Origin of the sequence: Catalinimonas alkaloidigena, from assembly GCF_900100765.1 — a bacterium.
Lineage (GTDB): Bacteria > Bacteroidota > Bacteroidia > Cytophagales > Flexibacteraceae > Mooreia > Mooreia alkaloidigena.
The window spans coordinates 262460-284319 of sequence record NZ_FNFO01000005.1; the positions used below are offsets into that span (position 1 = coordinate 262460).

Below are 21860 nucleotides of genomic sequence, written 5' to 3' on the forward strand. Positions count from 1 at the left end.
GTTAGTAAGCATTTTCTTCGCCCCGGATGGCGTTGGTCACCGTCCGCAGGATGATCCGTAGGTCAAGCCAGAGGCTCCAGTTTTCCATGTACCAGGTATCGTATTCGACACGTTTCTTCATCATATCCGCGTTGGAGATCTCGCCGCGGGAGCCGTTTACCTGCGCATAGCCCGTAATGCCGGGGGTCACAAAATGGCGCACCAGGTATTTGTCGACCGATTGGGAATATTCGCGGGTGTGGGCTTCCATGTGCGGACGTGGTCCCACGACCGACATCTGCCCGAGCAGCACGTTGATGAACTGCGGCAGTTCGTCGAGGCTGGTTTTGCGCAGGAAGGCGCCTACGCGCGTGATGCGGCGGTCGCCCCGCGTGGCCGATTGGGCATTCGCTTCGGCATTCACATACATCGAGCGAAACTTATAGCACAGAAACGGCTTGTTCTTCCGGCCCGAGCGGGGCTGCTCGAAGAAAATCGGCCCCTTCGATTCGAGGCGGATCAGCAGCGCGATGATCGGGAAGACCAACGGCACCAGCACTGACAGGACCAGCAAAGAGAAGGCGATGTCGAATCCCCGTTTGAGCAATTGGTTCAAGAAGATTTGCAGCGGGTCCTTCCGGAATTTCATGACGGGCACGTCGCCGTAGAAGTCGATGTTGACTTTCCGCTTGAGCAAGCTGCGCAGGTCCGGCGCAATTTTGAAGCTGATGAAGCTGTCGTCGGCAAAATCCGTGAGGTCTTTGATCAGGTCGGCCTGGTCGAGCGGCAGGGCGTAATAGATCTCGTCGACCTTTCGCTCCACACAAAAGGCTTTTACGTCGGCCAGGGTGCCTTGCAAGGGCAGGTAGCTCAGCTCAGGCTCATCGTCGAAAAAGCCCAGGAACTGGTAGCCTAACGATTTATGACTCACCAGGTACTGGTGCAGTTCCTGACCGGCGTGGTTGGCCCCTACGATCACGGCTTTGCGGTTCTTCCGCCGAATCCGCACAAACTGCCGCAACACCGTGCGAAAAATGAGCCGGATGAGCAGAACCACCGTCCCGGAGATGCCGTAGAGGATGGCCAGGGAATTCCATGAGAGTGCCGGGAAGCTGATGGCGTAGGCCGACAGCAACAGCAGGTGAAACCCAAAGGCATACACGACACTCTTCAAAATCTCTCTGCGGTTGATCAGGATGTTGATCAGGCTGGAGGAGATGAACGATACGATCGTCAGCCAGGAGACAACCCAGGTCAGCTTGAACAGCATCAGCAGGTTCATGTACCGTGCCGATTTGATAAACACGGGATCGACCTCTACGTAGCTCGCCAGCTCCCACGACCAGTCGATCAAAAATGCATCGACCACCAGCAGGATAATCCCAATCAGTTTAGAGTACTTCAGTTCTTTACTCATAAGACAGACATGCGCTAAAAATAATTCACTCGCATCACTCACTAAAAATTCCTCACACGACTAAAACAATTCTTTCAAGACATACCTTTTCCGCCCTGAATTTAGTTTATTCAAGTTTTACAAACACATCAGACGGTGGTGGCTTATACTATACTAAAAACATATTACGGCCCTCTCCCTGGTGGTGTGTAATATGGTCGGATGCAACGCCGGTACGGATTGCTCCTTTCTCCAAAGAAAACCAGTAATAACGTTGATGGTATCCAGACAGGTGGTCAGTGTACAGCAGGACGTTGGCGATTGCTTTCAATCAATACGAGGTGGTGAGTGTAATCGCAAACGTACATAACAAAGGTAGAAATAGATCCTTGTAAATCAAGGACTTTCTTACAGTTACCGGCCTAGCTTCGAAAACATTTTAACATCTTTAAATATGTACCTGTTTTTTTGTGTAGGTGTTTAATCGAGTGTCTTTTTTGGTGTCTCTCCTTACCTAACTCGCAGTAAACGCTCCCGCGTGGTGGTGAATGCGTTGATCTTCTGTGCTGGTGCGTTTGTCATAAAACAACCATGACTGCTACGGAAGCATAGAAAATTTTACCGATTATCAATGCGATATTACAAGCAATCGCTTCCGAACGCAATACCTATTTTTAGGTATACCGCGCTGATCGGACGTCAACGGCCTTCATTTTTTCATTTTATTGATATAATTCAAAACAATTCCCAAATAAGTAAAAACCTTTTTTCGGCTTGTCCAGTAGAAGGGTCGCGGCATCGGATCAGCCTCACGCCTCTCGTCCGGCCGCCTCTCAAAACAAACGTCTTGCCGCTGTGCTGTATTCGTACACAACGACAAGACGTCCCTTAAAAAGCGTAAGAAATTTAGTGCAAGCGACAAGTGCTTCAGCCGCCCTGTGCTTTTACGACGGGCGCAGGCGCTTTTTGAGCATGGCCTTGGCGGCAAGCATTAAAAACAGGCTGTTGCCGATCAGGTAGCGCCGCCAGAGTCGTTTGGGTTCGAGGTAGAGTCGGTAGGCCCACTCAAGAGAAAGGTCGCGCGTCCATTTGGGAAGTCGTTTCTCGCGTCCTGTGTAGGTCAGAAATGCCTGCCCCACCCCCAGCATGCACGCCTGGACGGAATGCTGGTGCTGATGCATCCAGTTTTCCTGTTTTGGGCAGCCCAAGGAGACAAACACGAGGTTGGCTCCCGAGGCGTTGATCTCTTCGACGACGGCGGCGTCTTCTTCGGCGGTCAGGGGCCGGAAGGGCGGCGAATGCGTTCCTGCAATGGTCAGGTCCGGGTGCTGCGCGAGCGCCTGACTCACCAAGGCTTCCAGCACGTCTTCCGTAGAACCATAAAAGTAGACCGAGAGTCCGCGCCGGGCCGCTTCGCCCAACAGTTCCGGCAACAGGTCCATGCCACAGGCGCGCTCCTGCGGAATGCCGTACAGCAGGCGCATCAGAATAGACAGGGGCCGCCCGTCGGGGCTGACGATCGTGGCCTCCTCCAGCACGCGGACAAACGTCGGGTCCTGATGCGCTTCGATGGTCATGTGGACGTTGGCAAAACAGACGTAGCCGCGCCGTTCCCGGCCCAACTGCAGGATCTCTTCCCGAATGGTTGCGTAAGGGGCCGTGGTTACAGGCGCTCCCACGATGTCTACTTTGCGGAGTGCCTGACGTGATTCTTTGGTATGCATGGGTTTATGCGTTCTTAACAATGGTCTGTGGCTAACCCTCCTGCAGGAGCGTCAGCGGACGAAGCGGTTCTACTTCCCCGGGCCGCGGCAGTCCGTGTGCAGGGTGGCGGGCAGCGCGGCGGCAGGTAAAAATACGCCTTTCTGGTAGGTTGTGTCAAACAGAAAACGAGCCGGGTGCGTCAGTGCCTCGCAGTGCGGGGCGTACCGATCCCGCTAATCGACTAAGCCATAGCGCAGTGCGAGTCGTACCAACTCGGCGGTATTTTTGACGCCCGCTTTCTTCAGGATATTCCGCCGGTGGGTGTTGACCGTCATGATGCTGATCTTGAGCTGTTGTGCAATTTCGTTACTGGTGTGCCCCCGGGCCAGCAGTCCCAGAATTTCCAGCTCGCGCTCGCTCAATTCGGTTTCGCTCCATTGTTCCTGCAAACTCTCCCGCAGCTCTTCGCCGATGTAGAGTTCGTTCTGCATGGCCTTCCGAATGGCCAGGTGCACTTCCTGCAGGGAAGATGATTTGAACAGGTACGCTGAAGCGCCCCCGTACAGCGCTTGCCGGGCGATGTGGGGATGATCTTCCACCGTCAGCATGATGATCTTCACCGCGGGGTATTCCTGACGAATGCGATAAGTAGCCTGCAAGCCGTCCAATTGCGGCATGCGCAAGTCGAGAATCACCACCTCGCAGGGATGGGCCGCAAGCCGGGCCAGGAGTTCCAGCCCGCTACGCGCCGTAGCGACGACCTCCAGGTCGGGAAAGTCCGCCAGCAGTTGCGTCAGTCCCTGGAGAAAAATCGGGTGATCATCCGCCAAAATGATCCGAATCGGGGACATACGTTACAATTGATCAAAATCTCCGTCCTATACAAAGGGCCTCCGTAATCCCCTTTGTGTAAGACACGCGTAAAAGCAATTCTGTCTCAAGATACTACAAATTACTTGTCGCTACATCTAATTTCTACAAAAGTTGCTGGATTTCTTACCAAACCACTTTTATTTCGTGTCTACGGCTCTCGGTCCCTTCGGTTGAGCGCCGGCGCCTGATTTTTTACGGAGCGTTCCGGTCTAACCTTACATCCCCGTGGTCCCCCGCTCGAACGCCCCACTTGGCAGGACTCCTCCTCTGAGTGTATATTGTTAATTATTCACGTAATTACTGGCTTATGCGGTCCCCGGTTACTCTTTGGCACTTCCTTCTGCTCACGCTTGCTTTCACGTTCGCCTCGGCTTCGGTGCAAGCCCAACGTGCGCTGAAGGCCAACATTCCCAACGATCTGGCACAGACACGGGTCCTCCTGCTGCAGTACAAATTCGACGACCTGATGGCGACCGTACAGGGTGATCTGGAGGACGTTGACGACGAGCTACGCGTCTCCTATTACAAACAGCACCTTGCCAGTCTGAAAGAGCTGCAGGAACTGTTCACCGAACAGCAGGTAACGTACCAGGTGGTGCCCGCGAAAGAATACGAACAGTATGCGTCCGACTTCCATTATGTGGTGCGCTACACCATGGCCTGCGAAGCGGCCGACGACTGGTCGTGGTGCGACGGCGGTTTTTACTTCACCGATTTGGGTAAAAACCTCGCGTACGACCCCATTGGCATGGATAAGAAAAGTTTCAAAGTGTTATCGAAAGAAATCGACCAGGCGCCCCCGGCCCTGATCAGCATCGACTCCGACCCGGACGAATAGAGCGGCGGGCAGAAAGGGCTTACCTCCTTACGAACCTTACCCAAAAGGCGCATACGATCCAGATCGCATGCGCCTTTTTATTGTGGTTTACCGCCCGGTGAATCTGTCCGCACTTAGACGGGACTGACGCCATCGACAATGCGTGTCACGTACAGCGACAGGTCGCGTTTGGTTTCGGTGTAATAGGCATTTTTCATACGCTCGGCAAAATCGGTTACGTGGTCGACTTCCACGAGGTTGATCGTACACCCCCCGAAGCCGCCGCCCATCAGCCGGGCACCCAGCACGTGGGGATCTTCCTGACTGCGGGCCACCAGAAAATCGAGTTCAGGCGTGCTGACTTCGTAGTCGTGACTCAGGCCGTGGTGCGTCCGGTACATCTGCTTGCCAAACGCGTTCAGCGAGCGCACTTCCAGGTCGCGGCAGGCCAGTTCGACGCGTGTATTCTCCTGCACCACGTAGCTGCACCGGCGGTAGATCAGCGGGTCCATTTCGTCACGACATTGCCGCAACAGCCCCATGGTCACGTCGCGCAGCGACTGCACGTTGGGCGCACGGCGTTGGATGATCCGAACGCCCTCTTCGCACTGGTGCCGCCGGACGTTGTATTCCGAATCGACCAGGGCGTGTTCTATGTTCGAGTCGCACAGCACCACCCGGTACGCATCGATTTCGAAGGGATAATACTCGTATTCCAGGGAACGGCAGTCGAGTTTAATGACCCGGTCGCGTTTGCCGAGCATCACCGCAAACGGGTCCATGATCCCACACTTCATGCCCACAAAATTGTTTTCGGCACGTTGCACCAGCTGAATCAGGTCGAGCGTAGGCACCTGGAGTTCGAACAGCGCGTTGAGGGCGTAGGCCAGGCCGCATTCGACGGCCGCCGACGAAGAGAGGCCCGCGCCGATGGGCACGTTTCCTCCCAACACCAGGTCGAACCCCTCGATCCGGTGGCCGAGTTGTTGCAGTTCCCACACCACGCCCATCAAGTAGTTCGCCCAGTTTTTTTCATTCCGCGTCAGCTCCAGCAGATCGACCTCGAACGAATCATCGAAGTTAAATGCATAGAAACGTGCCTTCCGCGTCTGGTTCGGCGCGATGGCAAAAATGATCTCCTTGTCGATGGCGGCCGGCAACACAAACCCGTCGTTATAGTCGGTGTGCTCCCCGATCAGGTTGATCCGTCCCGGCGAGCGCACCAGCAGCGGTGTGGCGTCGAAAAGCTGTTTGAATTTGTCGGCAATGTCCTGTACTTCCATGCGTACGTGTGTATGGCACTAAAAAATGAGTGTTCCGTCCCCTACCAGAAAAGCAGGTAAATCGCGGCGATGATCATGCAGATCCCGATCGCCAGAATGTTGAAAATGGGCCCCGTGTGAAAGAGCGAGCGCGACAACGCAATGCCCTTGGGACTCGGCTGTTTGGTTTCCAGCAGCGAGACAACCACCATCACGGCGACGATCACCAGAAACACAACGCCCATCCGGTCGATAAACGGCATGGAGTCAAGGAACGATTTGGCCAGCACCGACAAAGGAATGGTCAAAATAGCGCCCCACAACGCTGCATTGGCGGTGGTACGTTTCCAGAAAAGCCCCAGCAGGAAGATGGCGACCACCCCTGGGCTCACAAAACCGGTGTACTCCTGAATGAACTGAAAGGCCTGATCGAGCACGCGCAGTTGCGGCGCTACCAGCACGGCGATGACCAGCGCAATTCCCCCAACCAGCCTGCCGGTGTTTACCAGCGTACGTTCCGAGGCCGACTTATTAATAAAGTGTTTGTAGATGTCGATCGTAAAGATGGTCGCGGTGCTGTTCACCATCGAGGCCAGCGACGACACCACCGCCGCGATGAGCGCCGCAAACGCCAGGCCCTTAATCCCCGCCGGGACGAAATTGGCCAGCAGCCACGGATACGCTTCGTCGGGCTTGCCGATGGGTGCATCCAACACGTAGGCCGCGATGCCGGGAATGACCACGATCAGGGGCATCAGAATTTTCAGGTAACCGGCAAAGGCCACGCCCCGCTGCGCTTCCTGAATGCTTTTGGCGGCCAGGGTCCGCTGGATGATGTACTGGTTACAGCCCCAGTAGTTCAGGTTGGCGATCCACATCCCCCCGATCAGCACCGAAATGCCGGGCAGGTTGCTATAATGTTCAGCATTAACGCCGTCTTTGCTGATGATCATATCAAACTTCTCGGGCGCCTTTTCCCACAAGATCGCCAGCCCATCGAAGAAACCGCCGTTCTCGCCACTCACCGCCTGCAACGCCAGGTAAGTCGTGATGAGGCCCCCCCCCGCCAGGAAGATCACCTGCACGACGTCGGTCCAGGCCACCGCCTTCAGTCCACCGTAAATTGAATAGACGGCCGCGAAGATGGCCAGCCCCACGATGCCCCACCACAGCGGAATGTTCAGGATGGTTTCCATCGCCAGCGCGCCGAGGTACAGCACCGACGTGAGGTTTACAAATACATAGACCAGCAGCCAGAACACCGCCAGGCTGGTCCGCACCCGGTTGTCGTACCGCACCTCCAGGAACTGGGGCATGGTGAAAATGCCCTTCTCGATGAAAATAGGCAGGAAGAACTTGGCCACGACCAGCAGCGTTACGGCCGCCATAAATTCGTAGGTGGCGATGCCCAGCCCGATGGCAAAGCCCGACCCCTGCATGCCGATGAACTGTTCGGCCGAAATGTTGGAAGCAATCAGCGACGCCCCGATGGCCCACCAGGGCAGGGTCTTGCTCGCCAGAAAGTAATCTTGAGAGGTTTCTTCTTCACCGCCTTTGCGCCGCGATACCCAGAGGCCAATGCCGATGATGAGCAGGCAGTAGGCGATGAAAATAACTAAGTCAATGGTTTGAAACTGCATAAGGGTTGTCTAGATAAACAGGATGAGAGTTGCGAAGCGATGGGGCATGCCAACAACGGGCTGTTGTTCCCAAGGCCAGGCTTTTCCGCAAAAGGGTGTCGCCCAGCGGGCTTGTTGCGTTATGTTGGTGCATCAACGTCGGGTTTGGCAGGCAGGCAAAAACAGCCCGTGTCCAGCGATGGACAAACATAATACTTTTTCAGTGTCACCCCTAGCGAAAACCAGGGCATCCGCCGGCCCCGTGTCCCGGCAACCGCTCATTAGGACGCAAGCCCCCCGCTGCCGTAGCTTTGCGGTTTCAGCCGATGTTGCACTTTTCCGTATGATGGACACCTTCCTGCCCAAAGGCATTCTTTTTGTTCTCCTGCTGCTGGCACTAGGCCGCTGTACGTCGCCCGAGCATTCGCTGCATAGCCCGCCTCGCGTCGCGTACCTCACTACGGCTACCTCTGCGCGTTCGCCGCACCAGGAAACCGAAGCGGCGCTGCGCACCACGCTGGCCGACGACTCACTGTCCATCAGCACGTTCGTGTTGCCTTCGGCTGCCGCTCAGGACAGTGGGGCGGTGCAAAACGGGTGGGAACCCGTGCAAGCCTTCTCTCCCGATGTGCTGGTAGCCGGCGATCTGGCCAGTTTGCAGGCGGTGCTGGACCAACACGTGGCGTTAGGGTCCAAGCCCGTCGTGTACTGCGGTGCTTACGCATGGACGCCACCGCCCAACGCCCCTCCGGTCGTTGCGCTCTCTTCGCCTTCGGCACTTCCGTCGATGGTGGACACCTTGCGCCTGACCGACCAACCGCTGCGCTCGGTGCTGCTCTTGCTGCCCGCCACCGAGAAAGCGGCGCAGCCTGCACTCGACAGCCTCTGCCGACGGACCGGACTCCGCCCCATGTTTGCCTGGGTCAACGACTTTGCGGAGTGGACTGCACAGTACACGTCGGGGAACGAGAATTTCGATCTGCTGTACCTGGCATCCGCTACAGATCTGCCCGGTTGGAACGACACCCTTGCCTACGACGTGGCCCGTCAGTACATCCGCCGTCCGGTGCTTACGTCCGCACCCGACATGGTCCCTTACGCCGTATGGGGAATAACACAAGACAATCGTACGCGGGGGCAGTGGGCGGCGGCCGTCGTACAGCGCCTCCTCGACGGAGCCCAACCAGGCCCGCTTGAGGTACCGTACCAACCCGCGACACAAAGCATCCTGAACCCTGAATTGGCCGGGCAAATCGACCTGACCTTTAGCGAAGCGCTCGTCGCCCAGAGTCGGTTGGTGACGCCGACCGAATAACCTCCGAAAAAACAAAAGCCTACCTGCAACAAGTACAGATAGGCTCTGGCAGATGCAGAAGATCGATAAGCCGGGTTCTGTCGCTCTGCCAACGCACAAGGCGCCGACAAAGGTCTTATCATTTATCTAGACGGTCCCTCACGAAACCGCTCCATCAGCCTACCCGTCGGCGTCGGGCGAGTCACCCTTAATCCTGGCTTGCGCCGGATGCCGACCTATTTGGCCTTTCAACCCGTAAGGTTTACCCTGCAACCTCCGTCACCGGCGGCCCGGTGGGCTCTTACCCCACCTTTTCACCCTTACCCCACCCATGGCGGGGCGGTTCGTTTTCTGTGGCACTGGCTGTCACCCCGTCTGCAGTCGGGGTGCCTTCCCGTTAGGAAGTACGGTACTCTGCGTTGCCCGGACTTTCCTCCTTACCCGTAAGTAAGGCGATAAGATAATCTTCTGATGGCAATATTAGTAACAATCATCATCCCGGAGCGAACCTTTAATCGAATGATAGTCAGCACAGTAAAACTATGTATGAAAAATAAGTAAAATTGCAGGTAACTATCGACCAGGTGCGGTCGTTATAGGGTTTGTCACTGTTGCTACAAAAATAAACATATCAACAATGGTAATAATCCTACAACCCTGCCTTATTTTTCAAAGATTGCCAAAAAAGAAGGCTAATTTTTTAGCAATCAAGGAGTTCAAAGCGCGTGAAGCCTAAGCGCCGTTTGCGGAAGAAATAGATACTCTGTACAACAATTCTAATTTTATTTAAAAAAAACCTTGAAAATGTTGAAAAAGATCCATTTCTTCCATAACATTGTAATGAAATTACGGACAGAACCGCCACACGTAAGTTTTCATACTGGTTTGCAATTGTTTGGAGGGCAGTGGTAACTTGCAGCCTTCACATATCTGGGACCTGAAGGTCAAGTAGTTAGCTATTTGCCTGTATACGTTTGTATAACGCTTTCTTACCTCAGCGAGGCATCTTTCTGAGATAAGTAGAGCTTTCGAGAAACACACTTACCACAACCTGTAACCCGAGAATCGGAGTTAACCAACCTTAACTTCCAATTCTGTAGCCACAGATGCATCAACGCTGACTGCCAACGACATTACGCAACAATCCATATCCATTAAGTTCTTGGTTCTTCTTTCAGCTCATCTTTTTAAAAAACTATGAAACACATCCACGAAAGTAGTGGGATTCGATCGGCAGGTTCTTTCCCTGCAAGGGTATCCCCCCCCCATTTACTCCAGCGGGCACTCACCGTTCGCACTTTTTTTACATTCCTTGTTATGTACTTGGTCTGGGGTGGGTCAGTGGCCTTCGCCCAGTCGCACGCGTTGGTATTGGAATCAACGCCCAATACCCTGCAGTTGGGTAAAAACGGAAGCGGCTCGCTGAACAACTACCTCAGCACAGCCGACTACACCGACCCGGTCAGTACCACACTTACGGCAGTCGACGCGAAATCAGGAGCGGCACCCTCCTGGCTAAAAGTCAATCAGAAACTGCTGACAGGCATTCCGTATACCAGTGGCTCTGAGCTGGTGTTCGAGTTCGATGCCGCCGGTCTGAAGTACGGCACCTACCAAGCTACCGTAACGGCCTCTGCAGCTGGCTACGAAAGCACCTCGGTCGAGCTGTCGCTGGTGGTTTCTGACAACGCTCCGGCTACGGCCGCCGCTACGAATGCCTATCAGATCAACTTTTCGGACCAGGCCACGGCCACACCGAACGGCTGGCTGAAAGACTACGGTCAAGCCTACGGCGACCGCGGCAACGGTCTGACCTACGGCTGGCTGACGCTGAATGGCCAGACGGGTCTGAACCTGACCACCAATGCCCGCAACCGGAACAAAAGCGGCGTCGACGTCTGGAAGAATACCCTGATTCACATGCAATACGGGGACATTGACAACGGCACGGGTACCAGCGGTAACAAAACGGAAGGGATCTGGGAAATGGCCCTCCCGAACGGCACCTATGCGGTATCGGTGATGGTGGGTGACCCCAACGCGGAGGTGAGCAACAATCCGCGCCACACCATTAACGTAGAGAACGTAACGGCCATTAACCGTTACATTCCGACGGGTGGCGACGGCAGCGCTACACTGCACAAAAGCGCCAGCGTCACGGTTTCGGTGAACGACGGACGCCTGACGCTGACGGCGGTAGGTGGCTTTAACACGAAGATCAACTCGGTTACCATCACCCCCACAACCAGCGGGGGCAGCGGCACGCCGCGCGTGGTGGGCGTAACACCGGCCAACGGCGCTACCAACCAGCCGCTTAACAGCAGCATTTCAGCCAACGAACTGGAACTGCCCAATGCAACGGCCGATGGGCTCTACGGGGTGGACAATACAACCATCACCCAGAGCACAGTGCGTCTGTACAAAGGCACGACCCTGGTTCCGGCCAACGTGAACGGTACTGGTGGTGGCGATGCCATCATCCTGACGCCCGCTTCTTCGCTGGAACCCAACACGCAGTATCGCTTCGAAATCAACGGCGTACGCGACCTGACCGGCGTCGAATTCGAGCCGTTCTCGTCGACCTTCACAACGGGCTCGGGCTCAAACACGGGCAACGGCGGTACGCTCGATGGCGTTTCGTTCATCAAGTACGGCACCGTCGCGTCGGGCAGCATGTACACGACGCTCACAATCGGTCCCGATACCAAACTGTACGGCATCACGATTTTCGGTGATATCCACCGTTGGACCATCAACAGCGATGGGACCCTCAGCAACAAAGAAGCGGTCAGCTCCTGGAAAGCCAACTATGCCAATAGCCGCACGGCTGTCGGCCTGACGTTCGATCCGAAGTCAACGGCCAGCAACCTGATTGCCTGGGTTTCGCATTGCTCTGCCGGCTTCAACAACGCCCCGGAATGGGATGGCAAAATTTCGCGCCTGTCAGGTCCTAACCTGGAGACCGAACAACTGGTCGTGACCAACCTGCCGCGCTCGCGCAAAGATCACCTGACCAACAGCATCGCCTTTAAACCCGGCGAAAACAACGTGCTGTACTTCATGCAAGGTAGCACGAGCGCAGGCGGTGCCCCCGACAATGCCTGGGGGAACCGTTCGGAGTGCCTTCTGTCGGCTGCCATGCTGCGGTTGGATCTGAACAAACTGCCGCAGTCAAGCTGGCCGCTCGATGCCAAAACGACCACCAACCCGTCGGTGATCAACAACGCGCCCAGCAACTCGATTCTCATGTCCGACGGCACGTACAACCCGTATGCCACCAACTCGCCGCTGACCATCTACGGCTCGGGCATCCGGAATGCGTACGACCTGATCTGGCACACAAACGGCCAGTGTTATATTCCGGCCAACGGAACAGCGGGTGGCAGCAACACACCGGCTTCGGTCAACGGCACACGCCGTCCCAACGGTACGACTTATAACTTCGGAGAAATTCCGGCCACGACCAACAACGTCGTACAGCGCGACTGGCTGTTCCGGGTGGATCCGGCCCAGAGCGTAGGTTACTACGGCCACCCCAACCCGCTTCGTGGTGAGTACGTGATGAACCGCGGTTCGATCGACGTGCCTGCCTATCCGTTCGGAACGGCACCTGACCCGAACTACCGTGGCGCCGCTTACGATTTCGGCTTCAACGTTTCGCCCAATGGGGTGATCGAATACAAAAGCAACGCCGAAGGAGGCAAACTGAAAGGTGCCATTCTGGTGGTGCGCTACAGCGGTGGAGACGACATCGTCGCCATGCTTCCCAACGGCACCAGTGGCAACATCGGCTCGTCTCGCATCGGTATCCCGGGCTTCAATGGCTTCAGCGATCCGCTCGATCTGGTAGAAGACACCCGGAACGGGAACATTTACGTCTCGGAATACGGCTCCAGCAAAATCACGCTTCTGAAGCCCAACTCCGCCTCTACTCCTGCACCGATCATTTCGGTTAGCCCCGAAACACTGGTGTTCCAGGACTACACCAGCGGCGGTGCCAGCAGCCCGCAGACGGTGTTCATCACCAACGAAGGGAACGCCAACCTCTCGAACATTTCTATCACCAAGAGTGGTACCAATGCCGGAGGCTTCACGGTGAACCAATCGTCGCTGAAAAGCACCCTCGCGCCCGGTGAAACGTCGAGCTTTACGGTAACGTTCAACGCCGCCCTGACGGGTCAAGGTCCGAAGTACGCGCAGTTGACCATCGCTACGTCGACGGGCAGCGTAGCGCCCAAGCAGGTCAGCCTGAAAGCAGTCGGCCTGCCGGCCAACGGCGAGCCTTCGCTGCAGTGGATTGCCGATACGTATTTCGGTGATAACTTCATCAACATCGGCGACGACAACGAGGCATCAGAACCCATCCACTCGTCAACTCCCGGTGCGCCCCTGTTGGGTCAGGAAGTTTCTGCCCAGCGCTTTGTACGCGCCGAAGATGCGCCGGTCACGCTGGAACTGATCAGCGTATACGGTCCTGGTGCAGTTAACCCGACGGTTGCTTTCGGATGGTATCCGTCCGGCAACGCCGGTGCACTGAACCCGCTGTTTACCGTCAGCAACACGTATGCAGAAAGCATCAACCCCATTGCCGACGGTGCGCTGGAATTTGATCCAGGCATTAGTGAGTTCGGATTCTACAGCCGCTGGCCTTACTTCGACAACCGGCTGGTGTTTAGCGAAGACGCCCTGAATACTTTCTCAGGTGCTATTCCTCACCACGTACGGGTGTACCAGGTACCCGGCCAGGCCAACACGTACCTGATCGCGACGGAAGAAAACCCGACCGGCTTCGATTACAACGACGTGGTGGTAATTGCCCGCAACGTCATGCCGACCAGCAACACCGGCGGCGGCAAAACCCTGTCGTTTAGCCCTGGCAACCTGACGTTCAACACGTACAACGGTGCTTCTACACCGCAAAGCGCAACCCTGACGGCCAGCAGCTCCATCAACGCCTCGAACGTGACGCTCACGTCTAACCAATCGTGGGTCGTATTGCCGCAGAAGTCGGTAGGCAGCCCCATGTCGTTCGACGTTAACACGGCAGGTCTGGCACAGGGCAGCTACACGGCGACGGTGACCGCATCGGCCCCTGACTTTACGTCGGCAACGCTGCAGATCGTTGCAAACGTCAATTCCGGTTCGGCTACGGGTCCTTTCATCCGGGTCGAAAACATGACGAAGATTCCGTTTACCAGCGTAGGGTTCCCGGCTGACGACTACTACTCGTTCAACCATAACCTGAGCACCAGCAAGGACAATTCGTCGAAAGCGTGGCATCAGAAAAACGTCATGCGGATTCATAACGAAGGCACCAGCGTGCTGAACGTGACCGGCTTGACCATTTCGGGCAAAGAGTTCGTGCTGGAGAATACGCCGTCAACCTTCTCGGTACAGCCGGGCGCCTATCAGGATGTGACCCTCAAGTTTGTGGGGAACACCAACTACGGCAAACACCTGTTCAAGTCGACGCTGCAGATTGCTTCTAACGCGGGCAACGGCTCGGTTAGCGTCACGCTGCATGGCTCGCAACAGGCCAACGTACAAGGTGGCTCCGAAGCCTCGGCACAGGACATCCTGAAAGCATTCGGATTCACTACCGATATGGGGCAGTTGGGTTCCGACTATCCTACCGATCAGGATGTTAACAACGGTGTGTACGGCGACCTGGTGTTGTCGACCAAATTCAAGCGCGCCGATCCGAACAAGCCGGTCAATGCCTTCCAGATCCTGCAACTCCGGGATGCCGGCCGTGGTCGATTCTTCCTGCAAGCCGAATTGGGCAAACTGGAAGGTGTAGGCGGTGTCATTTACGATTCTGACTCCGCTTACTGCCAGTCGATCCTGCCGCGTGCTCAAAACGACAACACGCGCATTGCAGGCGCAGCGTCCAGCACGGTGAGCGGTACCTTCTACATCAACATCGAAGGCTACCACACCTACGGCCGATGGGATCCTAACGACAAACGGATGTTGGGCACCCGAGTCTATAAAGTGCGGGACCGCAACGGCAACGTCATTCCGAACCACTACATCGTGGCGCGTGACCTGATCCGTAGCTGGGGATGTGGTTCTACAGATCCGCGTGTGAATTCATCGAACAGCGGTAACTGTGACTTCCAGGACGACATTCACTACGTCATCAACCTTCGGCCTGCAAACGATCCGTCTGCCGGTTCCATTCCGAACAAGACGGTAGCCGCTGGTTCGCAGTTGAACTACCCTGTTGCCAGCTACTTTAACCTGGGCTACCCAGGCAACAAGCTGACCTACAGCGCTAAACTGAGCAACGGCAGTGCGCTGCCCGGCTGGTTGAACCTGAACCCGCAAACGGGTGTATTCAGCGGTACGGCCGGTGGTGCAAGCCCGCTCAACATTGTGGTAACCGCTACTGATGTGAACGGCATCGCCGTGACGTCGAGCTACACCCTGACCATTACGGGTGGCTCGGGCAACCAGTACCCCACCGCCAATGCAGGTGCCGACAAAACGGTGACCGACAGCGACGGCAATGGCTCGGAAGTAGTAGCCCTGAACGGAGCGAGCTCGTCCGATCCGGATGGCAGCATCACCAGCTACAAATGGACCGAGAACGGGACGCAGATTGCGACGGGCGCTACGCCTAACGTGACGCTGGCAGTGGGTACGCATACCATTACACTGACCGTCACGGATAACCAGGGGGCTACGGCCACCGACGATGTGATCATCCAGGTGATTTCGAACGGGACCAACCCGCCGCCGGCATCGACCGACCTCTGGCTGGAAGCCGAGTGTGCTACATTGGGCAGCAACTGGAGCACCGTCAGCAGCTCAAGCGCCTCGAACAGTGCCATCGTCACCGTGAAGAGCGGCTACGGTTCAGCACCGTCCGGCCTGGCAAATGACCGCGTACGCTTCAGCTTCGACGTAAGCTCGGCAGGTACGTACCGTATCTTCGGTCGGATCCGGGCGATGAGCAGCAACCGGAACTCATTCTGGATTCGCGTCAACGGCGGCAACTGGATTCTCTGGGAGATGCCGGTCAACAGCGACTACACGTGGTATGAAAAAGACGGAGGTGCCGTGCAACTGGCGGCCGGCTACAACACGATCGACGTGGAGTACCGCGAACCGAATACGAACCTCGACAAGCTGTACCTCACGAAAGGTACCAGCGCGCCTACCGGCCTGGGCAATACGGCCTCTAACTGTGGCACTACGAAGCCCACACCTCCGACGCCTCCTGCGGCCAGCACCTACTGGCTGGAAGCCGAGTGCGCAACGTTGGGCAGCAACTGGAGCACCGTTAGCAGCTCAAGCGCTTCGAACAATGCCATCGTTACCGTGAAGAGCGGTTATGGCACCGCGCCATCGGGCCAGGCGGCCGATCGGGTCCGCTTCAACTTTAGTGTGAGCAGTGCCGGAACCTATCACGTCTTCGGTCGGATCCGGGCGATGAGCAGCAACCGAAACTCATTCTGGATTCGCGTCAACGGCGGCAACTGGGTGCTCTGGGAAATGGAACCCGACGGCGGTTACGTGTGGTACGAGAAAGATGGCGGCACCGTACAGCTGAATGCAGGTGCTAACACCATCGACGTAGAGTACCGTGAGCCGAACACCAACCTCGACAAACTGTGTGTGACGTCTAGCGCGGTGATGCCGACGGGTCTTGGCGAAGCTGCATCGAACTGCAACAGCGCATTGGTGCGCAGCGCAGCTCCCAGCAGTGCCTCGGTCGACTGGAGCACGGTGAACGTGTCGGTTTACCCGAACCCGAGCTTCGGTTCGTACAACGTGGCCTTCGAAGGTCCGCAACCCGAAACCGGCAGCATCAAAGTGATCTCTCTGACGGGCGTTACCCTGCGCGAAATCAAGGTGGAAAAAGCCCAGTGGAAATTCGAACTGCAAGAGCAGGCCGCTGGGATGTACATCCTGCAAATCGAGTTTGGCGATCGTTCCGAAGAAACCAATACGGTGCGCATGCAGCGTATCCAAAAACTGTAGTAAAAGAAGAACCCAAGCAAAAAGCCCCGGCGCTCAGTGCCGGGGCTTTTTTTATGTGCAAAAGCCATTGCTTAGCTTAATATTGATACGGGTACTTAGTCGCAAGCACCCCGTGGGAAGGAGATACCTTCGTAGCAAGCTACATCCGTGTTCCAGAGAAGCCCAGCGCTATACATCCGGCGGTGGCTTCGGGGGTTAGCCCGCCCCAGAGAAAGTTACGCAAAGGGCATAAAAAAATCCTCCGGAAAAAGGAGGATTCAGGAGCGAGAAACGGGGCTCGAACCCGCGACCCTCAGCTTGGGAAGCTGATGCTCTACCAACTGAGCTACTCTCGCAATCGGTAGGGAGCAAAATTAGAAAAAGTCCGCTACAAACCTACGTCGGCCTATTTTTTTCACTTCCGTCAGGGACGGTTGCACCATACCTCCAGCGGCTTGGCCGCCACTTCCATCCCGAGTTGCTTGGCACGCAGCAGATCTTCGCAGGCCTCCTGATTCCGCCGCAGGTAATGGCGCGTCAGTCCTCGGTTGTAAAAGGCTTTGGGATTTAAAGGGTCCATGTTCAACGCCCGGTCGTACTCACGCAGCGCCGCCGTATAATCCTTTTGCCGGAAGTAGATGTTTCCCCGGTTCAGGTAGGCTTCAGGCTTGGCCTGCAACGCCAGCGCCCGCTCGTAGGCGCGCAACGCTTCGTCGGATCGCTCCAGCTTTTCGAGCGTAAAAGCGCGTTGCATGTGCAGGTCCACCGAACGCGGATTCAACCGCAAGGCCTGATCGTAGGCGGCCAGTGCGGCCTGAAAATCGCCGTCGGCCTGATGTTGCATGCCACGCTGGAGCAGGGTTTCTTCCGACTGCCCCTCTTCCAAAGCCCGGGCGTAGGCCTTGGCCGCACCGGCACTGGTGTAACGCAAGAGCGACAGGTTCCGCAAAGCACCGGCGTGATCGGCATCCAACGCAACAGCCGCCGCAAAGTCGGACACCCCGCGGGCCGTATCGGTCAGGGCCAAATGTGCCAACCCCCGGTTTACCCAATAGTCGGGGCGCGAGCTTTGCAGCGCAATGGCTTCCGAAAAACGTGCACGGGCCGAATCGTACTGTTCCAGCTTCATACGCGCCAGCCCGATGTAATTCAGATAGTCGGCCTGCATGCCCGACTGCACGGTGGTCAGTCCCGTCGCTTCAAAAGAGCCGTCGGCCGCATACGATCCCGAAAACAACACCGCGTTGGTTTCGCCGGGCGGCACGTGCAACAGCGTCGTCAGGTCCGCGATGGCCTCTTCGTAGCGCGCCTGATGGTACAGCGCCAGCGCGCGCCCAAGCAACGCTTCCGAATACGCAGGAGACAGGTGCAGGATGATCGAATAATCCGTGATGGCGCCGCCCAGGTCGTTCAGGTGTTCGCGCGTTTGCGCCCGCAACACGTACGCATCCACCAGGTCGTGCTGCACCATAACGGCCTGATCCAGCGCCCGGAGCGCTTCCGGATAGGCCTCACGGTCGTAGGCGAGGTACGCTTTTTCCAGCCATTGCCGTGCTTCCCGGTTCGGTACGGACCGGTAGTCGGTTCGGTCGGCCGACTGCCCCCACGCCGGTTCCAGGAGAAGCCCCAGACACATGAGAATAAAAAGTCTTGTAATCAAGGAGTTATCTGCAAAAAGGTGATTGCTAGCACAACACCAAACGTCGGAACGAAAGTTTAGTATTTTCAATATTTTGCTCGAAATCAGGAGCCTTCTGCCCCTCCCGCGATCGACTTTTTCTGGCGAACATCCTTCTGAACAATTTGCCCTCACCATAGTTTTTGGTAAATTTCAGTTTCGAACGTATGTAGCTTAGGGCATACGTGCTGAAACTCTGCAAAATCTATTATCGTTGTATTAATTCAATAATCAACCCTTACCATCAACATGAAATATAATCTGTTAAGAATCTCGGGTTTTCTTATGATGCTGTTGAGCCTGAGCGTTTTTGCGGTCACAAACGTTTTTGCGCAAGACGGAGAGAGCTTTACTGACGAGGAAGTAGAATTGTATGCGCAGTCGGTTTACGAGATCGATCAGCTGAAAAAGGGCATCAACGACACCCTGCTGGTCATCATTCAGGAAGAAGGCATGGAGCCGAAACGCTACAACGAAGTAAACCGCGCCAGCAAAAAAGATGATTTCGAAACGGCCGTGCCTGAGGAAGAGCGGATGCAATTTCAGAAGATCGAAGATCGGATGACCGATATCAAAGCGAGCCTGAACAGCAACGCCACCGAAGCCATCAAGGCAACAGGACTGGAGCTGGGACGCTATAATGACATCAAGAAGGCCGCCCGGAAAGATCCTGAGCTGAAGGCTAAAATCAATACCAAAGTGGAAGAACTGGCCCAGGCCACGCCTACCGAAGAAGAGGAAGGCGCGATGGAAGACGTAGCCGATACGCCCAAATAAGCCCACATTTCCACTGTCGATACCGATGCCCTGGCGAAACCGTCAGGGCATTTCTTTTATTTCGTGCACCTTTGTGCTTCACTTTTCCTGATCATGTTTACCGGCATTGTCGAAACCCTGGCCCGCCTGACCCAACTGCGCGACGAAGGCACCAACCGCATTTTTACATTCGAAACCGAACTGGCCACCGAATTCAAGATTGACCAGAGCATTTCGCACAACGGCGTCTGCCTGACGGTCACCCAGATTGCGGACCGTCAGTACGAAGTGCTCGCGGTGGAAGAAACGCTGCAAAAGAGCAACCTGGGGAAACTTTGCCCCGGCGACGCCGTGAACCTGGAGCGCTGCATGCCTGCGCACGGCCGCTTCGACGGTCATATTGTGCAAGGCCACGTAGACCAGACGGGTACCTGCACGCGCGTCGAGTCGCGCGACGGCAGCTGGCTTTACGATTTTGCGTACGATGCCTCGACGGGCAACCTGACGGTCGAAAAAGGATCGATTGCCATCAACGGCGTTAGCCTCACCGTCTTTCACTCGGAAGCCGATGCCTTTCGTGTGACGATCATTCCCTACACGTACCAGCACACCACCTTCCAGTTCCTGCAAGAAGGCGACACGGTGAACCTCGAATTCGACATTCTGGGCAAATACATCCAGAAAATCATGGCTGCCCGGCGCTAGGTCAGTTCGTGTGCTGCAACAGCTTCCGGAAAAACGGCCGTAACTCTTCCGCCAGTCGGGCGTGCTCCTCCACACTCGGGTGGCCCGTACATCCGCTGGCTTGCATCGGCTCGAAAAAATAGAGGGCAACGGGCCGCGCGGCGGGATGCAACGCGTCGACCTGCGTTTTCACGGCGGTAAGGCATTGCTGCAATGTATCGCGCCGCCCGCCCTGCACCATGGGACTGCTCAACAGGGCAATCTGCGCCTCGGGGTAGTGCGCCTTGACCTGCTGCACAAACGCAACGTAGTGGCTGACAAATGCTTCAGGATCGAAAGGAAGCCGGGGACGCTGGCCATCGCCGTTGCTGTAGTCGTTCGTACCGAGCGCAATGCTCACCACCGCAGGCCGGTAGGCATCAAATTCCCACATGCGTTCACTGTCCTGCTGCAAATCGGCCTTTTCGTAGACCTGCGGCATGGTGGGGCCGTCGCTGTTCCAGTTGCGGTACACCCCGATGCCGCTGACGCAGCTCATCAGGTAGTTGACGCCCAACGCCCGGGCCACACGCGGTCCGTACGCCTGATAAGCATTGTGCTGATCGTGGTATACGCCCGTTCCGCAGGGCACTTCCGACGGGTCGGCGGCGGCCCCGCAGGTAATGCTGTTGCCGATAAATTCGATGAACGGAGCTTCGGGACGCTTCAGGGAACGCACCCCCTGCCCCACAATTTCGTCCAGGATGATAGGCCCCGTGTGCGCTTCGGTGGCTTTGTAGAGCCAAACCGTCTGCGGCCCCTCGCCCGTTGCCTGAATGGTGATTTCGCTGCGGCTGGTATCGGCTACCCGGATTCGCTTCTGGTAGACGCCATCCAGTTCGTATTGCAGGTAATTGTGCGCTCCCGGCTGCGTCAGGTGCGCCACCACCCGGCAGCTATCACCCGCAAAGCGGAAGCCCACGTGCACGGCCGAGCCGATCAGCTCCACGCCTCCGTGCGGGGCAGGCAGGCTCCGTCCAACCGGGTACAGTGCCGAGGCGGGCAGGACCGCTTCGTCGGTGGTGGCGGGTTGTACGGAAGAACAGCCCGCGATGACGAGCCACAGCCACCCAAAAGATTTTGCGTTCATGAAAAGCTATTGCGTTAACGGGCAAAGTAACGGAATTTGGCCCAGGCGCACGCCCTCTTGCCGATACAAAAAAAGACCGGACGCGTAACGGCCCGGTCTTTTAAAGAAGGTTGATGGTCAGAACGCTACTTCAGCGTTTCGATCACCAGGTTGTGGTTGGTATAAATACAAATGTCGGCGGCGATGTTGAGGCTTTCGCGCACCATCTCTTCGGCGGTGAGCTGTGGCGCATGCTTTTTCAGGGCCAGCGCGGCCGATTGTGCATACATGCTTCCCGAACCGATGGCCGCAATTTCGTTATCGGGTTCCAGCACGTCGCCCGTTCCCGAAATGATGAGCAGCTCCCCCTGCGTGGCCGTGATCAGCATGGACTCCAGCCGGCGCAAGTACCGGTCGGTACGCCAGTCTTTTGCCAGTTCGATGGCCGCGCGGCGCATGTTGCCCCCGTACGAGTTGAGTTTTTCTTCAAACCGGTCGATCAGCGAGAAGGCATCGGCCGTAGATCCCGCAAAGCCCGTCAGGATTTTGCCGTTCATCAGCGAGCGTACCTTCCGTACGTTGCTTTTGGCGACCGTATTTCCCATCGTAGCCTGTCCGTCGGCACCTAACGCAATTTGTCCGTTATGCAAAATCCCGACGACGGTTGTGGCGTGTATTTTCATGATTCGTTCAGTTACATTCAAAAAGGGAGTGCCTGCACA

Annotated in this window: 13 protein-coding genes, 1 tRNA gene and 1 other RNA gene; 5 read left to right on the plus strand and 10 right to left on the minus strand. The window is 56.3% G+C overall.

Annotation, left to right across the window (positions count from 1 at the left end):
- Position 1 precedes the first annotated feature (1 nt).
- The 3 genes from BLR44_RS14820 to BLR44_RS14830 form a co-directional block, all read right to left on the minus strand.
- Complete coding sequence (locus BLR44_RS14820) at positions 2-1396, minus strand: undecaprenyl-phosphate glucose phosphotransferase (RefSeq protein ID WP_089683257.1); 1395 nt, start codon at positions 1394-1396, stop codon at positions 2-4.
- Between the two features lie 923 nt (positions 1397-2319).
- Complete coding sequence (locus BLR44_RS14825) at positions 2320-3099, minus strand: WecB/TagA/CpsF family glycosyltransferase (protein ID WP_089683260.1); 780 nt, start codon at positions 3097-3099, stop codon at positions 2320-2322.
- A 213-nt stretch (positions 3100-3312) separates the two neighbouring features.
- Positions 3313-3930, minus strand: a complete 618-nt coding sequence (locus BLR44_RS14830; protein ID WP_089683263.1) for a response regulator transcription factor — start codon at positions 3928-3930, stop codon at positions 3313-3315.
- 329 nt (positions 3931-4259) lie between these two features.
- Between BLR44_RS14830 and BLR44_RS14835 the strand changes: the two genes are divergently transcribed.
- Positions 4260-4790: a hypothetical protein gene (locus BLR44_RS14835; RefSeq protein WP_089683266.1), complete on the plus strand. Its 531-nt coding sequence runs from the start codon at positions 4260-4262 to the stop codon at positions 4788-4790.
- A gap of 113 nt (positions 4791-4903) precedes the next feature.
- On the opposite strand, the gene galK is transcribed toward BLR44_RS14835, so the two are convergent.
- Together galK and BLR44_RS14845 are read right to left on the minus strand one after the other, a co-directional pair.
- Positions 4904-6052, minus strand: coding sequence for a galactokinase (gene galK / locus BLR44_RS14840; RefSeq protein ID WP_089683269.1), 1149 nt, complete (start codon positions 6050-6052; stop codon positions 4904-4906).
- Positions 6053-6093: 41 nt separating this feature from the next.
- The gene (locus BLR44_RS14845) at positions 6094-7671 is read right to left on the minus strand and encodes a sodium/sugar symporter (RefSeq protein WP_089683271.1); all 1578 of its coding nucleotides are present in this window, start codon (positions 7669-7671) and stop codon (positions 6094-6096) included.
- Positions 7672-7993: 322 nt separating this feature from the next.
- Here BLR44_RS14845 and BLR44_RS14850 point away from each other — a divergent pair, with 322 nt between their 5' ends.
- Positions 7994-8965, plus strand: coding sequence for a type 1 periplasmic-binding domain-containing protein (locus BLR44_RS14850; protein ID WP_089683273.1), 972 nt, complete (start codon positions 7994-7996; stop codon positions 8963-8965).
- A 50-nt stretch (positions 8966-9015) separates the two neighbouring features.
- On the opposite strand, the gene rnpB is transcribed toward BLR44_RS14850, so the two are convergent.
- Positions 9016-9416: RNase P RNA component class A (gene rnpB, locus BLR44_RS14855), an RNA gene on the minus strand.
- Positions 9417-10261: 845 nt separating this feature from the next.
- Between rnpB and BLR44_RS14860 the strand changes: the two genes are divergently transcribed.
- Positions 10262-16933 (plus strand): choice-of-anchor D domain-containing protein, encoded by a 6672-nt coding sequence (locus BLR44_RS14860; RefSeq protein ID WP_176956057.1) that lies wholly within the window; start codon positions 10262-10264, stop codon positions 16931-16933.
- A gap of 262 nt (positions 16934-17195) precedes the next feature.
- Here BLR44_RS14860 and BLR44_RS14865 read toward each other — a convergent pair.
- A tRNA-Gly gene (locus BLR44_RS14865) sits at positions 17196-17268 on the minus strand.
- 68 nt (positions 17269-17336) lie between these two features.
- Positions 17337-18548 carry a tetratricopeptide repeat protein gene (locus tag BLR44_RS14870; RefSeq protein ID WP_176956058.1) on the minus strand — a complete coding sequence of 404 codons (1212 nt, stop codon included), beginning with the start codon at positions 18546-18548 and terminating at the stop codon, positions 17337-17339.
- Between the two features lie 291 nt (positions 18549-18839).
- Here BLR44_RS14870 and BLR44_RS14875 point away from each other — a divergent pair, with 291 nt between their 5' ends.
- Positions 18840-19367, plus strand: a complete 528-nt coding sequence (locus tag BLR44_RS14875) for a DUF4168 domain-containing protein (protein ID WP_089683283.1) — start codon at positions 18840-18842, stop codon at positions 19365-19367.
- 93 nt (positions 19368-19460) lie between these two features.
- The gene (locus BLR44_RS14880) at positions 19461-20051 is read left to right on the plus strand and encodes a riboflavin synthase (RefSeq protein WP_089683567.1); all 591 of its coding nucleotides are present in this window, start codon (positions 19461-19463) and stop codon (positions 20049-20051) included.
- A 1-nt stretch (position 20052) separates the two neighbouring features.
- Here BLR44_RS14880 and BLR44_RS14885 read toward each other — a convergent pair whose 3' ends face one another.
- Both BLR44_RS14885 and hslV read right to left on the minus strand, forming a co-directional pair.
- Positions 20053-21159, minus strand: coding sequence for an SGNH/GDSL hydrolase family protein (locus BLR44_RS14885; RefSeq protein WP_089683287.1), 1107 nt, complete (start codon positions 21157-21159; stop codon positions 20053-20055).
- 125 nt (positions 21160-21284) lie between these two features.
- Complete coding sequence (hslV, locus tag BLR44_RS14890) at positions 21285-21821, minus strand: ATP-dependent protease subunit HslV (protein ID WP_089683289.1); 537 nt, start codon at positions 21819-21821, stop codon at positions 21285-21287.
- Between the last annotated feature and the right edge of the window lie 39 nt (positions 21822-21860).